This window comes from Shewanella sp. SM73 (genome assembly GCF_025653795.1).
Lineage (GTDB): Bacteria > Pseudomonadota > Gammaproteobacteria > Enterobacterales > Shewanellaceae > Shewanella > Shewanella oncorhynchi.
The window spans coordinates 138,750-152,485 of sequence record NZ_JAKKRY010000002.1 but is presented as its reverse complement, the minus strand read 5'-3'; the positions used below and the strand labels follow the sequence as shown (position 1 = coordinate 152,485).

The 13,736-nt window shown below is 45.7% G+C and carries 12 protein-coding genes; 4 read left to right on the top strand and 8 right to left on the bottom strand.

Annotated features, from left to right (window positions below; genetic code table 11):
• Positions 1–204 precede the first annotated feature (204 nt).
• Complete coding sequence (locus L5M51_RS03860; RefSeq protein WP_263171681.1) at positions 205–2,289, bottom strand: M13 family metallopeptidase; 2,085 nt, start codon at positions 2,287–2,289, stop codon at positions 205–207.
• A gap of 261 nt (positions 2,290–2,550) precedes the next feature.
• Entirely contained in the window at positions 2,551–3,105 is a 555-nt protein-coding gene (locus L5M51_RS03855) for a sugar O-acetyltransferase (RefSeq protein WP_263171678.1), read from the bottom strand.
• 77 nt (positions 3,106–3,182) lie between these two features.
• Here L5M51_RS03855 and rsuA point away from each other — a divergent pair, with 77 nt between their 5' ends.
• A complete protein-coding gene (gene rsuA, locus L5M51_RS03850) occupies positions 3,183–3,935 on the top strand; it encodes a 16S rRNA pseudouridine(516) synthase RsuA (RefSeq protein WP_263171674.1) in 753 nt (250 codons plus the stop codon).
• A gap of 71 nt (positions 3,936–4,006) precedes the next feature.
• Here the strand turns inward: rsuA and L5M51_RS03845 are convergent, their stop codons facing one another.
• From L5M51_RS03845 to L5M51_RS03835, 3 genes are read right to left on the bottom strand one after another with little or no spacing between them, the layout of a single operon-like run.
• Positions 4,007–4,963 carry a DUF4097 family beta strand repeat-containing protein gene (locus tag L5M51_RS03845; RefSeq protein WP_263171672.1) on the bottom strand — a complete coding sequence of 319 codons (957 nt, stop codon included), beginning with the start codon at positions 4,961–4,963 and terminating at the stop codon, positions 4,007–4,009.
• Positions 4,960–5,544 carry an anti-sigma factor gene (locus L5M51_RS03840; protein ID WP_105250153.1) on the bottom strand — a complete coding sequence of 195 codons (585 nt, stop codon included), beginning with the start codon at positions 5,542–5,544 and terminating at the stop codon, positions 4,960–4,962. Before L5M51_RS03840 ends, L5M51_RS03845 begins: the two co-directional genes overlap by 4 nt.
• Entirely contained in the window at positions 5,544–6,077 is a 534-nt protein-coding gene (locus L5M51_RS03835; protein WP_105250152.1) for an RNA polymerase sigma factor, read from the bottom strand. The genes L5M51_RS03840 and L5M51_RS03835 overlap by 1 nt, the downstream gene beginning before the upstream one ends.
• 439 nt (positions 6,078–6,516) lie before the next feature.
• On the opposite strand from L5M51_RS03835, the gene L5M51_RS03830 reads away from it, so the two are divergent.
• Positions 6,517–8,379, top strand: a complete 1,863-nt coding sequence (locus L5M51_RS03830; RefSeq protein ID WP_173496755.1) for a methyl-accepting chemotaxis protein — start codon at positions 6,517–6,519, stop codon at positions 8,377–8,379.
• Positions 8,380–8,564: 185 nt separating this feature from the next.
• On the opposite strand, the gene L5M51_RS03825 is transcribed toward L5M51_RS03830, so the two are convergent.
• The 3 genes from L5M51_RS03825 to lolB form a co-directional block, all read right to left on the bottom strand.
• Positions 8,565–9,512: a ribose-phosphate pyrophosphokinase gene (locus L5M51_RS03825; RefSeq protein WP_006080255.1), complete on the bottom strand. Its 948-nt coding sequence runs from the start codon at positions 9,510–9,512 to the stop codon at positions 8,565–8,567.
• Positions 9,513–9,624: 112 nt separating this feature from the next.
• Positions 9,625–10,479, bottom strand: a complete 855-nt coding sequence (gene ispE, locus L5M51_RS03820; RefSeq protein WP_173242894.1) for a 4-(cytidine 5'-diphospho)-2-C-methyl-D-erythritol kinase — start codon at positions 10,477–10,479, stop codon at positions 9,625–9,627.
• A 1-nt stretch (position 10,480) separates the two neighbouring features.
• A complete protein-coding gene (gene lolB, locus L5M51_RS03815) occupies positions 10,481–11,125 on the bottom strand; it encodes a lipoprotein insertase outer membrane protein LolB (RefSeq protein ID WP_173242897.1) in 645 nt (214 codons plus the stop codon).
• 253 nt (positions 11,126–11,378) lie between these two features.
• Here lolB and hemA point away from each other — a divergent pair, with 253 nt between their 5' ends.
• Positions 11,379–12,629, top strand: coding sequence for a glutamyl-tRNA reductase (hemA, locus tag L5M51_RS03810; protein ID WP_028761678.1), 1,251 nt, complete (start codon positions 11,379–11,381; stop codon positions 12,627–12,629).
• A gap of 14 nt (positions 12,630–12,643) precedes the next feature.
• Positions 12,644–13,735 (top strand): peptide chain release factor 1, encoded by a 1,092-nt coding sequence (gene prfA, locus L5M51_RS03805; protein WP_113939045.1) that lies wholly within the window; start codon positions 12,644–12,646, stop codon positions 13,733–13,735.
• Position 13,736: the final 1 nt, after the last annotated feature.

Here is a 13,736-nt window from a genome sequence, read left to right as displayed (position 1 = left end):
CGGCCTACTTCCTTATGGGTGAGTTATTCAGGTCACGCATCCACCATAGGCTTCTATTGCTTAATTAAAGCTGAACCAACCATGAAGACTTGTTCATCTTGCGCATGGGGCTCAGTGGTTTAAGGAAATAAAAATGGCGCCACCTGTAACAGTGAGCGCCATTGTTGGTCAGCTTATGCCGCTGAACAGTGATTTAAATTTGGCTTACCAAATTTTTACGCGTTTCTCTGGTGCGATATACATGGCATCGCCAGGTTTTACATCATATGTAGTGTAGAACTCAGGCATGTTAGATAGTGCACCCAGTGCGCGGAATTCCGCAGGTGAGTGTGGATCGGTCGCTACGCGGTTACGCATGGCTTCTTCTTTGGCTTTTGCGCGCCAAATTTGCGTGAAGCCTATGAAGAAACGTTGATCGCCCGTTAAGCCATCGATAACGGGTGCATCTTTACCGTTAAGCGATTTCTTATAAGCACGATAAGCGATAGTCACACCTGACAAGTCACCAATGTTCTCGCCTAAGGTTAAGCTGCCGTTGACATGCAGATCATCAAACACTGCATAACCATCGTACTGTGCGATTAGTGCTTTGCCGCGAGCAGAGAACTCTTTCAAGTCTTGCTCTGTCCACCAATCACGCATGTTGCCTTCGCCATCGAATTTAGCGCCTTGGTCGTCAAAACCGTGGCCCATTTCGTGGCCGATTACCGCACCAATACCACCGTAGTTGACTGCATCGTCAGCCGCCAAATTGAAGAAGGGTGGTTGCAGAATTGCAGCAGGAAACACGATTTCATTCATGGTTGGGTTGTAGTAAGCGTTAACCGTTTGTGGCGTCATGTGCCATTCGTCTTTATCGATTGGCGCGCCCAGTTTGGCTAATGATTTAGCATGTTCAACTTCGCTGGCACGCATAGCGTTACCGACTAAGTCGTCTGCCTTGATGGTCAGCTTACTGTAATCTTCCCATTTGTTCGGGTAACCGATTTTCGGGTTGAATTTTGCTAATTTATCCGCAGCAGCCACTTTAGTGCTGTCGCTCATCCAAGTTAATTCTTTGATGCTGTCGCCGTAAGCACCACGCAGGTTTTCAACCAGTGCTTGCATACGGTCTTTGGCTTCTGGAGTGAAGTGACGTTTGACATACACTTTACCCACAACTTCACCAAGAACGCCATTGACGGCTGCAACGCCACGCTTCCAACGAGGTTCTTGTTCTTCTTGACCATTTAAGGTTTTAGAGAAGAAAGCGAAGTTTTCATTGTCTAACGCTTCACTTAGATTGCTCGCCGCGTGCGTCAGCACTTGCCATTGCATATAGGTTTTCCAAGTGGCTAACTCAGTCGTTTTTAAAACTTCGTTTAACCCTTGGATATAGCTAGGTTGGTTAACTATGATATCGGTTTGCTTGTCAGCGCCAAGAGCGGCTAAGTAGCCTGCCCAATCGATATCCGGTGCCAGTGTTGGCAGATCTTTGACTTGATATAGATTGTAGGTCTTAGTGCTGTCGCGGTTTTCAACCACATCCCAGTGCTTGGCAGCAATCGCCGTTTCTAAGGCTAAAATAGCTTCAGCACTGGCTTTAGGGTTAGCAAGACCCGCAAGGGTAAACATTTTTTCGATATGGGAGACATATGCCTTACGGATATTAACGAAGCGTTCTGATTCGTTAAAGTAGTAGTCTTTCTCTGGCAGGCTTAGGCCATATTGATAGAGATGCGTTGCGTAACGGCTAGAGTTTTTCGCATCGATATCGATATAAAATGCTATTGGGGTACCCGCGCCAGCGATTTGGCTGTGGGCGAAGTACTTCACTAATTCCTTCTTATCTTTTAAGGCATTAATAGCATCAAATTCGCCTTGGATTGGTGTGACTCCCAGTTTATTGAGTGTCTCAGTATCCATAAATGAACGATATAAATCGGCCACTTTTTGCTCGTCTGTACCAGCGGCGAGATTGGGTGTTGCAGCCACTTCTTCGATAATGGCTTTTACGTCGTCACGTGATTTTTCACGTAAATCGTAGAAAGCGCCAATGCTAGTGCGATCGGCTGGGATCTCAGTGTTTTTTAGCCAAGTGCCGTTAACGTATTTATAGAAATCGTCTTGTGGACGAATCGCTTTATCAAAATTAGCAAATTCAATTCCAGAACCTAGTGCTTGAGTCACTGCCGCTGCGGTGGCTGTTTTAGCAGTTTCAGGTGCTTTAACTTCGGCAGCCTTGTCATTACAGGCAGTCAGGCCTGCGATAAGTGAGGCACACAGTCCCCCAATGAGTACTTTTCTCATGTTGTTTCCTTCGAGTTTATTATTGTGCCCATTATTGGGGCTGTTATTTTGGCAAAATGGGATTGCTTCAGGCGCAATGAACTATGTTAATGCCTTACTAGGAATCGAAACAAGGTCATTACAGTGTTTATCGTGGATTTATCTTGAGTGATATGTAACTAAAGGTTACCAGTTAGCATATTTAAGTCAGTAGCTGCAAAGTTACCGTATGCAGGCCTTTTCAGGTAAGCGAGCACTTCGATTTATCATTTTAAAATAGGGTTAATTCAGTTGCCTAATTAGTTTTGCAGGGTTACCTGCAACCACTGTTTTGGCTGCGACATTTTTAGTCACTACGGCGCCAGCACCGATGACGGCATCATCACCAATATTGATTCCTGGCATTATGATTGCGCCGCCGCCAATCCATACCCGTTTACCGATGTGAATCGCTTTAGCGGTTTCCAAACCTGAGCAACGTAGCTCGGCATCAAGTGGGTGACTTGAGGTATAAAACTGTACATTGGGGCCAATCATAGTCTGTTCATCAATAAAAATGGGGGCATTATCCTGCAAGGTGACATTCACATTAATGAACACTCTGTCAGCAAGAGTAAGATTGATGCCATAACTGATAAAAATCGGCGTGGAGATAGTTGCGACTGGCGATTTAAGGGGCAGAAGTTGTTGGCAGAGTTGTGTGTACTCAGTGCTATTTTGAGCAATCGTTTGATTTAATTGTCGATTCAGTCGCTGCTGTTGTGCTCTTAAACTTAAGAGTTCGCTGTCAAGACAATCATATTCTTGGCCTGTGATCATCTTTTGGAATTCAGTCATAGCATCTTTCCCTATGGTGATTGCTGTCAATGCGTAAGGGCTAAATAGAAACACAGCTCACGTTGAGCAGCAATTCTTTGCCCTTTGAACTGGTCGGCTTCATAATACGGCAGTTTTCTTTATTGAAGTTGAGTATTAACGTGCGTTTAGACAAATTTATCTGTGAGAGTACCTCGCTGACTCGCTCATTAGCGAAAAAAGCCCTGCACCGCGGTGATATTACTTGTGATGGCTTAGTCGTTAAAGACTCGGGTTTTAAAGTGACTGAAGGTATGTGTGTTTGCCTTGAAGGCGAGCCGATTGTCTTAGTGGGCGAGCGTTATTTAATGCTTAACAAACCGGTAGACACTATTTGCTCGACGATAGATGAAACCTACCCTTCGGTATTGAGCTTAGTGGATGTGCCTAAGCCAGAAACTTTGCACATTGCTGGTCGTTTAGATGCCGATACTACAGGTCTCGTGTTGATTACCAGTGATGGCCAATGGTCGCATAAGATCACCTCACCGAAGAAAGAATGTGGCAAACGCTATTTAGTGCAACTCGCTGAGCCTGTGGATGCTAGTTTGATTGCGGTATTTGCCGCTGGCGTTGAATTGCGCGGTGAAGATGGTCTAACTAAGCCGGCGTTACTGGAGATTATTGATCCACAATTAGTGCGATTAACCATCACCGAAGGTAAGTATCATCAAGTGAAGCGTATGTTTGCCGCTGTGGGCAATCATGTGCAAGGATTGCATCGTGAAAGTGTAGGGCAAATTGAATTAGACCCCACCTTAGCACTGGGTGAATGGCGATATTTGACGGCTGAAGAGATAGCTTCAGTCTAACGAGTTTGATATAAAAAATGCCGCCCGAGTTTTGCTTTGGCGGCATTTTTATTTGTGCTAAATAGCTTTTATTACTGTTTCTTTAAAATCAGATTACCGCTGATGGTATTCATCTTCACGTTGGCAGCGCCAGAGCCTGTTTGGAATGATAACTCTGTGCTTGGTACATATTTTTGTTTTTGCGGTACATCTTGGGTTAAACCGTTGTTGATTTTTCCACCAGGACCCCCATCTAAGTTGAAGCTTGCATCGGGAACATCATTAAAGATCACGGTAATATCGCCACTCACACTTTCAAAATTTGCTTTGTTGAAGTTTTTAGCGAGTGACACTTGTGAATCTCCGCTGACGGTTCTGAGCTCGATTTCCTTGGTGACGCTAAAGTTAGCATTCACTTCACCTGAGACTTGTTCAATCGTGACTTTTTCTGCTTGAGTGTGGCTTTTTAAGTCACCGCTAACGAGGCGATAATTCATTTCTCCTTTACTGTCAGTGTCCTGAATCGTGCCGGATACGGTTTCTAATTTGATTTTTCCATCAAGTGCTTTGGTCGTGATATCGCCAGAGACTGTATGTAACTCAGGTTTACCACTTAAGTTGTTGGCGTTGATATTGCCGCTTACCGTATTCAAATCTAGTTCACCTTGAGTTTCGGCAACTTGCAGATTGGCAGAGATGGTATCTGCACTGAGTTTAACCGTCTTTGGGACTTTAATGGTGAGCTGTGATCCTTTGTCATTATTGCCATTATAGTGGCGAGGCATCTTGTCTTCGATATTGAGATTATTTCCCTGTTGCTCAAACACAAAGCCTTCGCTCAATTCATCTAATGTGCCAGTGACACTCACTTCACTCTTGTCCCATGTTTGAATGGTCACATCACCGCGTTGGACTTTGATCTGCAGTTGAGTGTCGCTGCTGACACTTAACTGTTTATCAACGCTTTGTGCTGCTAACACATTGCCCATTAAGCCTAAACAGAGTGTCGAAACCAATAGGCTAGCTTTAGTGAGATTGCGGTTACTCATAGGGTGTTTCCTTGTGTCGAGTTTCTAATGGGTAATTTTTGGCCCTGTTGTAATAGGTCGAGCTCACGCTGCTGCACCCAAAGCCACAGTTGCCAAAGTTGTTTATCGGTTGGATTCGCTTGTAAAGCTTGGTAAATCTGTGTTGCCGCGAGCCTTAGCTCAGTTAAACCTTGCTCAACGGGTGCGCTGAAGCTGCTCGTTTGCCACATTAGCGCATTTGGCGCCTGTTCTAGGTTGTCCACTTGCGCTTGGTGTGATGTTGCAATTTGGGTTAGTAATAAATGTAAGGCCGCATCCCCTGGTTGCTCTGGCATAGCTTGGTTCTGGGCAAGCTCTGTCTGCTGCATTATGAATGAGTTGAAATAGGGCAATTGGGTATATCCCAATGCCGCTAGAATAATAAACGAAGCCGCTATCGCCCAAGCGTGACTCTTCTGGGATTTGTACGTTTGGGCTATCAGCGTTTTATCCATGCGTTTTTCAATGCCTTGCCACAGATCATGTGTAGGCGACATCTCTTTGGGCGCGCTATTGATCAATTGCTCAAGCTGTTGTTCACGGGAAAGCGGCGTTAACGTCATTACAGCATCTCCTGTAGTAGTTGCTTAGCTCTATGGTATTGGGTCTTGCTGGTGCCGACGGCAATACCAAGTAAGTCAGCGATTTCATCATGTTGATAACCTTCGATTGCACAGAGTACGAAAACCATGCGAGCGCGTTCTGGCAGTTTGAAAATTAACTTATCTAATCCGCTATAGCTGCTATCAGAGCTTAAGGGCTCAGTTTCATGTTCCAGCGGAATAAATCGTGACCAAAAGGACTTTTGTTTACGAATGCTGCTCAATGCTTGATTGACACAAATACTGTGTAACCAAGTGGAAAACTGACTCTCACCTCGAAATTGTGGCAACTTCTGCCACACTAAAATAAAACACTCTTGGGTAATTTCTTCGGCCATAGCGCTATGGCCGCAAAGGCGCAGTGATAGGGCGTAAATACGTTGGTAATGGCTTTGATACAGCAACTTGAAGGCAGTTTTGTCTCCTTGGCTCGCTAAGGTGACCAGTTCAAAGTCAGACATTGAGCCATTGAGTGGGAGGATCCCTGCTGTCACTGTAATTTCCTGCCATAATGATTGAGTGTTGTAGTTTTGACGCAGTGGGCGCTACAAAAGGTTTGGAACCTTAAAAAATATATTTTATTTAGATCAATTATCCAGCGTAACATTTTTGTAATTTGTAGTAGAATTCGCCCGAAAAAGTACTGCTAAGCTAATGAAGTAATTCATTTTATATCAATTGATATTATGACACTTACATCTGCTTTGAGACGGTATATTTAACGTAATTAAAACGAAATACTTTGTAGTAACGGTAGGGTATCACCCTGAAGAACTAAGTTAAAAATAATGCGGTACTCACAGTATGGGAGCTTAAATCGACAAGCTATCAAAGTATTTGATGTGAACTTTTAATGTATTGCTATGTTTGCGCTGTTAAAGGCTTAATTTCCAGCTATCTTTTTAAGATAGATTATATATTCGGGGACTTTCTATGCTAATCCGCTCAAAGTTGTTACTCAGTGCTGCAGTGTCTATTTCGGCACTAATTGCCATGTTTGGATTACAACTCTATTCAAATTCGGTGAAATCGGAACTTTCTAACGCGGCTCAAAGTGTGCTTGATTTAGAGCGCGACGTCTTAATTTTGCGTAAAAATGAAAAGGACTTTTTCGCTCGCAAGGATTTGAAATATGTCGAGCTGCATAAGCAAAGCCACATGGCAATCGACAGTATTGTCCCTGAGTTAGAGAAAGTCTTTAAAGAATATGGGGTATCGACTGCCTCACTTGAAAGTTTTGACCGTAATTTAAATCAGTATCAAGCCGCTTTTTCTGAAGTGGTGCAGCTACAACAAGAGATTGGCTTAACACCTAAAACAGGTTTGTACGGTACGTTACGAGCTGCGGTGCATAACGTTGAAACGCTACTCAAGGAATTTGATCAGCCCGCACTCGAAGCCGCAATGCTGCAACTTAGGCGTAACGAAAAGGATTTTATGCTGCGTCGTGAGCTAAGTTATGTCGAAACCTTCGATACTAATATTAGTAAGTTTAATGACAAGCTTCATGCCTCGAGTATCGATATTGATACTCAACGAAAAATTGAAGAGCTTATTACTCAATATCAAAAGGATTTCAAAAGCTTAATTAATAAGGAACAGCAGCTTGGTTTGACCGAAAATGACGGTACTATGGCGCGAGTTTTAGCTGCAAACCAGCAAACTGAGAGCAGTACGAGTGACTTGAAAAACTTGGCTCTTAAGGCCATTGATGATGCTGAGAGTAGTAGTGTTAATGTCGGTATTACTGTGTTTATCTTTATTGCGTTACTACTATCAATCATTACCTACTTGATTATCCGCAGTATTATCGCGCCTGTTGAGCGTATCACGCAGATCATTTCTCGCATCGAGGTGAGTAAAGATCTGACATTGAGGTGCGATGCCTCCACCCAAGACGAACTTGGTGAAATTGCACAGCATTTCAATAGCATGGTGAGTAGCTTCCAACAGCTGATTGAGCAAGTGATTGAGTCGGTCGCAACGATTAACACTTCCTGTAAACGTGTTTCAGAAAATGCCATGCTCGCCTCCGAAGGTGTGGGCCAACAACTTAATGAGACCGACATGGTCGCAACAGCAATCACTGAGATGGGCGCAACGATTGAGGAAATCGCTAAAACAACCGAATTAGCGGCATCAAAAGCGGGTCAGACCCACGATAATGCCCAAAGTGGTCAATTAGAGGTTGAGCAAACGATACATAAAATCCAGTCACTTGCTGAGCAGTTGAATAGCTCTGCAGCGGTCGTTAATGAATTGGAACGTGACAGCGAGACTATCGGTAGCGTGTTAGATGTGATCCGCGGCATTGCTGAGCAGACTAACCTTTTAGCCTTGAACGCCGCGATTGAAGCGGCGCGTGCGGGTGAGCAGGGCCGTGGTTTTGCTGTGGTTGCCGATGAAGTGCGTAACTTAGCGATGCGGACGCAATCGTCAACCCAAGAGATTGCTAACATCATTCAAACGCTGCAGACGCGTACCCGATCGATTGTGCAATTGATGGAATCTAGCCAAAAACAAGGCGTTGAAAGCGCTGAACAAGCGGCAAGTGCTGGCGCTTTATTGAAGCTTATCAATAACGACGTGCGTAATATTATGGACATGAGCACTCAAATTGCGGCGGCTATTGAAGAGCAAAGTATGGTGGCGGCTGAAGTGAACAAGAACGTGGTGGTGATCCGCGATATCGCTGAGGAGTCATCCCATGCGGCAGATGCAAATGCGTCCGCATCGGATGAGCTTAAGGCGCAGGCTGAGTTCTTATTCCGTGCGGTGAGTAATTTTAAAATCTAATGTGTAGAAGCCAGTTTACATCTGATGATCAGAAGCTGGCTTAAAAAATACACTAACAAAAACGCACTCCGAGGAGTGCGTTTTTATGTCTGAGTGGTTAGCTCTGCAAGCTTAGTGATTCGTTAAAACAGTAAGCTGTGCATTGGAACCACTCAGATTAGTCAGAACGTTCAGTAACAGAACTATTAGTGACGGAACATGGCAGAAATAGACTCTTCGTTGCTTACGCGACGAATTGCCTCTGCCAGTACCGCAGACATAGTTAACTGAGTCACTTTAGCCACTTTCAACATTTCTGGGCTTAAAGGAACAGTGTCAGTCACAATCACTTCATCAATCACTGAGTTAGCGATATTTTCAGCCGCTTTGCCTGAGAAGACTGGGTGAGTTGCGTAAGCAAATACGCGGTTCGCACCATGTTCTTTTAAGGCTTCAGCCGCTTTACACAGAGTGCCGCCTGTGTCGATCATATCGTCAACGATAATGCAGTCACGACCTTGAACATCACCAATGATGTGCATAACTTGCGCAACGTTCGCTTGTGGGCGACGTTTATCAATGATCGCTAAATCAGAATCATCCAACAGTTTTGCTACTGCGCGAGCGCGAACAACACCACCGATGTCTGGAGAAACAACGACTGGATTATCTAAGTTCTTCGCTAACATATCTTCTAGCAGCACTGGGCTACCAAATACGTTATCAACAGGAACGTCGAAGAAACCTTGGATTTGCTCAGCGTGCAGGTCACAGGTCAGAACGCGGTCAACACCCACGCTAGACAGGAAATCGGCAACCACTTTTGCAGTAATAGGTACACGGGCGCTACGAACGCGACGGTCTTGACGAGCATAACCAAAGTAAGGAATAACAGCTGTGATACGGCCAGCAGATGCACGGCGCAGCGCGTCAACCATCACGATGAGTTCCATCAGGTTGTCGTTTGTCGGCGCACAAGTGGATTGGATGATGAACACATCGGCTCCACGTACATTTTCGTTAATTTGGACACTGATTTCACCATCGCTGAAACGACCAACCACTGCGTCTCCGAGTTTGCAAAATAGACGATCGGCTATCTTTTTAGCGAGACTGGGGGTGGCGTTCCCAGCAAAGAGCTTGATGTCGGGCACTGTATGAACCTCAGGCGTTTGCTTTATATTTTAGTGGCTAGAGTAACGACGATGTAGGGACGGGAGGAACCCGAGGCGTTATCGTTAAGTGGTTACTCTAGAAGAAAGTAGTTTAAGGGTGACTGAGTCGCGTGATGAGCGGCGAAAGATTCATCCCTTGTGCAACAAATCCTTGCATTTCAGACGGTAATTTCGCCAAGGCTGCGAGAGCTTGTTGCTTTTGTGTGAATTCCCCGAACACGCATGCGCCTGTTCCTGTCATTCTCGACGGCGCATATTCTAGCAGCCAGCCTAATGCCTTGGCAACTTGAGGGTATTTAGAAACGACTAGTTTTTGACAATCATTTGCCCAAGGTTGGTTCATTAGGGTATCTATGGCCAGTTTCGGGGTATCACGTGGTAAAAGTGGATCTTGGAATACTTCAGCGGTGGAAACATGGGCATCGGGTGCGATGATTAAGTACCAAGGCTCACTCGGATTTACCGCTTGCAAGCGTTCACCTACACCTTCGGCAAAAGCGGCGAAACCATGAATAAAAACAGGAATATCGGCACCCAATTTAAGGCCGATTTTAGCCAGTTCTTCGGTCGATAATTGGGTGTTCCATAACGTGTTCAGTGCCACTAAGGTGGTGGCAGCATCTGACGAGCCGCCACCTAAACCTCCGCCCATGGGTAGACGTTTATCCAACCAGATTTCGGCGCCGCCAGTAAAGCCTGTGATTTGTTGTAATGATTTTGCGGCTCGCAGAATTAAGTTATCGCTATCGGCGACAACATTAGAGATATTGGAGTGCAAAATCAGTTCTGCGGTTTCAGTGACCTTAAAATCGAGCATGTCACAGTAATCAATAAACTGAAATAAGGTTTGCAGTTCATGATAACCATCTGCGCGGCGACCATTCACGTGTAAGAATAAGTTAAGCTTGGCTGGTGCTGGCCAATGGCGTGAAATTGCTGCGGGCATGCTAAGGTTTCTCTTCGAGTATGATTGCAGGCTTGCCGAGGGCTTGCCATTGATTCAATTGTAGTTTGAGTTGTAAGTCACCACGCTCAAGCTTTAATTGATGGGGCACGTTGGCGCCGCTCTGGGATTGCCAACTTAAAAATGTGACCTGCCAAGGCGGTGGGGTTTGAGTGTTCGTGAGCTGTTTAGGTTTGCCTTGGCTATCGCTTTCAAGTACTTGATCATTCAGGCCAACTTGACCAGTGATCCACAAAGGTAAATCGGCCAAGGGGATGGACCAACCGCTGACGCGCTCGAGTAAACGCTGGGCATTATCGTCGCGAAAATCTTTGCCATCGATATGTAAATGGGCAGAGTTCGAGGTTGAATTAAGCGTCAACACAGTTGTACCTAGCATAGTCGTGAGTGTGAGTTCATCGCGATCTTCACTGTGGCGCCAGTAGATATTGGCACTGAGTTTATCGTCGGGAGTTTTTATCGCTAGTTTTCCCTGTAATTCCCAAGCTTTGGCTTGGCGCGCATCATTGACTGTGATTGGGCTTAAGTCAGTCATCGGCGGCAAGGTTTCACACCCCGCCAGCAAGAGTAGGGCGCTTAAGGTAAAACAAGAGAAAATGGTTTTTGTGAGGCGCTTCAAATTATTCATCTATGACTGATATACCAAAGTCCTTATGATACGAGGGCTTGGAAAGAATACCAATGCCAAACGTAAAATTTCCATCGGCGGTCACTTAGATTTGCTCCCTTGGGACAAATTTTGCCTTACCTATTATTGATAGAAAATTTAGGTAAGAAGTTAGACCTTTATTCGGTTTTGTTAAGCGTATTCTGTTTTTAGTTGGGCCAATTCAGTAGAATGCCCTTATTAAGAGAGTCGCCAAGAATCTAGAAAGAGTCAGATGAGCCTTGTAGCAATCGGTATTAACCATAAAACAGCCACGGTAGACCTGCGTGAGAAAGTCGCCTTCTCTCCGGACAAAATTCATGATGCTATGAAGAGTCTGGCCAGTCGTACACGCTCGGGTGAAGCCGTTATTGTCTCGACCTGTAATCGCACTGAGTTGTATTGCAACAACGGCGATGAGGCCGACATTATTGCGTGGCTTGAAGAGTATCACGGCCTAGATCATGAGGATGTAGCACCTTGTCTCTATAACTATCATGGTCAAGATGCCGTCAGGCATTTGATGCGCGTAGCCTCTGGGCTCGATTCTTTGATCCTTGGTGAGCCGCAGATTCTCGGTCAAGTAAAGCAAGCGTTCGTTAAGGCCAAAGAGGCTGGTACGGTTGCGCTAACCATAGATAGACTCTTTCAGAATACTTTTTCAGTCGCTAAGAAAGTCCGCACTGACACTGAAATTGGCGCCGCCGCAGTTTCAGTGGCATTTGCCGCGGTAAGCATGGCGAAACATATTTTCTCATCGATATCGACCACTAAAGTACTGTTGATTGGCGCAGGTGAAACTATAGAACTGGTTGCGAAGCATCTTAAAGACAACGGTGTGGCTTCAATGGTCGTAGCAAATCGGACGTTAGAACGTGCCCAAGGCATGTGTGAGGAGTTTGGCGCAACAGCAATTACACTGGCGCAGATACCAGATTATCTCCCAAAAGCCGATATCGTGATATCCTCTACCGCCAGCCCTCTGCCTATCTTAGGTAAAGGCATGGTCGAAAAAGCGCTAAAGCAGCGTCGCCATCAACCTATGTTATTGGTTGATATAGCAGTTCCCCGGGATATTGAGCCGGAAGTCGCCGATTTGGATGACGCGTTTCTGTATACAGTGGACGACCTGCATAGCATTATTGAACAGAATATGGCTTCTCGAAAAGAAGCCGCCGAGCAAGCTGAAGTAATTACTGAAGAACAATCTTTCCTATTTATGGATTGGATCCGTTCTTTAGAGTCGGTCGACAGTATTCGCGAGTATCGCAGCCAGAGCATGGCGGTAAAAGATGAGTTAGTGGAACGCGCCTTGAATAAATTAGCTCAGGGCTCAGACACTGAGCAGGTATTGATTGAACTAGCCAATCGCCTGACCAACAAACTTATCCACGCACCGACACAGGCCCTCACGGCAGCGAGTCGTCAGGGCGATTTGAATACTCTCGGTCAGTTAAGATCAGCGCTTGGATTAGATAAAAACTAAGGTTAGCGAGTTAAATGAAGGAATCCGTTATCCGCAAGCTGGAAGGCTTGCTCGAGCGCAATGAAGAAGTCATGGCTTTGCTGGGTGATGCTAGCGTCATTTCCGATCAAGACAGGTTTCGTGCGTTATCGAAAGAATATGCCCAGTTAGAAGACGTTGTTGCTGGCTTTAAAGCTTATCAGCAAGCGCAGGCCGATCTCGATTCTGCCAAAGAAATGCTGGAAGAAGACGATGCTGAAATGCGTGAAATGGCGCAGGAAGAGATGAAGGCCGCTAAGGCCAAACTCGAGCAGCTCGAAGACGAATTGCAAATTCTATTACTGCCAAAAGATCCTGACGACGATAAAAATGCCTTCGTTGAGATCCGCGCTGGTGCAGGCGGTGACGAAGCGGCTATTTTTGCCGGTGACTTATTCCGCATGTACAGCCGTTATGCTGAAGCGAATCGCTGGCAGATCGAAATCATGAGCTGTAACGAAGGCGAACATGGTGGCTTTAAAGAAGTGATCATGAAGGTCAGCGGTGAAGGCGTATACGGCAAACTTAAGTTTGAATCCGGCGGCCACCGTGTACAGCGTGTGCCAGAAACCGAATCCCAAGGACGTGTGCATACTTCAGCGGTTACTGTTGTGGTACTCCACGAAGTGCCTGAAGCTGAAGCGATTTCAATCAATCCAGCCGATCTGAAAGTCGATACTTATCGTTCATCAGGTGCGGGTGGTCAGCACGTTAACAAAACTGACTCAGCTATTCGAATCACCCATATTCCTACCGGGATCGTGGTGGAATGCCAAGATCAACGTTCGCAGCATAAGAACCGTGCCCAAGCCATGAGTGTACTGGCCGCACGTATTCAAGCTGTTGAAGACGAAAAACGCCGTAGCGCCGAAGAATCGACCCGTCGTAGTCTGGTTGCCAGTGGCGATCGCTCCGAACGTGTGCGTACTTATAACTTCCCGCAGGGCCGCGTGAGCGAACACCGCATCAACTTGACCTTATATCGCTTGAACGAAGTGATGGAAGGCGATCTCGATGCTATTTTATTGCCTCTGATGCAAGAGCATCAAGCCGATCAGTTAGCCGCACTGGCTGACGAGCAGGGGTAAT

What these genes read in the sequence shown, in the direction of transcription:
- L5M51_RS03860 (WP_263171681.1), bottom strand. Translation starts at nt 2,289, where the DNA reads ATGAGAAAAGTACTCATTGGGGGACTGTGTGCCTCACTTATCGCAGGC.
- prfA (WP_113939045.1), top strand. Translation starts at nt 12,644, where the DNA reads ATGAAGGAATCCGTTATCCGCAAGCTGGAAGGCTTGCTCGAGCGCAAT.
- L5M51_RS03830 (WP_173496755.1), top strand. Translation starts at nt 6,517, where the DNA reads ATGCTAATCCGCTCAAAGTTGTTACTCAGTGCTGCAGTGTCTATTTCG.
- lolB (WP_173242897.1), bottom strand. Translation starts at nt 11,125, where the DNA reads ATGAATAATTTGAAGCGCCTCACAAAAACCATTTTCTCTTGTTTTACC.
- L5M51_RS03845 (WP_263171672.1), bottom strand. Translation starts at nt 4,963, where the DNA reads ATGAGTAACCGCAATCTCACTAAAGCTAGCCTATTGGTTTCGACACTC.
- hemA (WP_028761678.1), top strand. Translation starts at nt 11,379, where the DNA reads ATGAGCCTTGTAGCAATCGGTATTAACCATAAAACAGCCACGGTAGAC.
- ispE (WP_173242894.1), bottom strand. Translation starts at nt 10,479, where the DNA reads ATGCCCGCAGCAATTTCACGCCATTGGCCAGCACCAGCCAAGCTTAAC.
- L5M51_RS03840 (WP_105250153.1), bottom strand. Translation starts at nt 5,544, where the DNA reads ATGACGTTAACGCCGCTTTCCCGTGAACAACAGCTTGAGCAATTGATC.
- L5M51_RS03855 (WP_263171678.1), bottom strand. Translation starts at nt 3,105, where the DNA reads ATGACTGAATTCCAAAAGATGATCACAGGCCAAGAATATGATTGTCTT.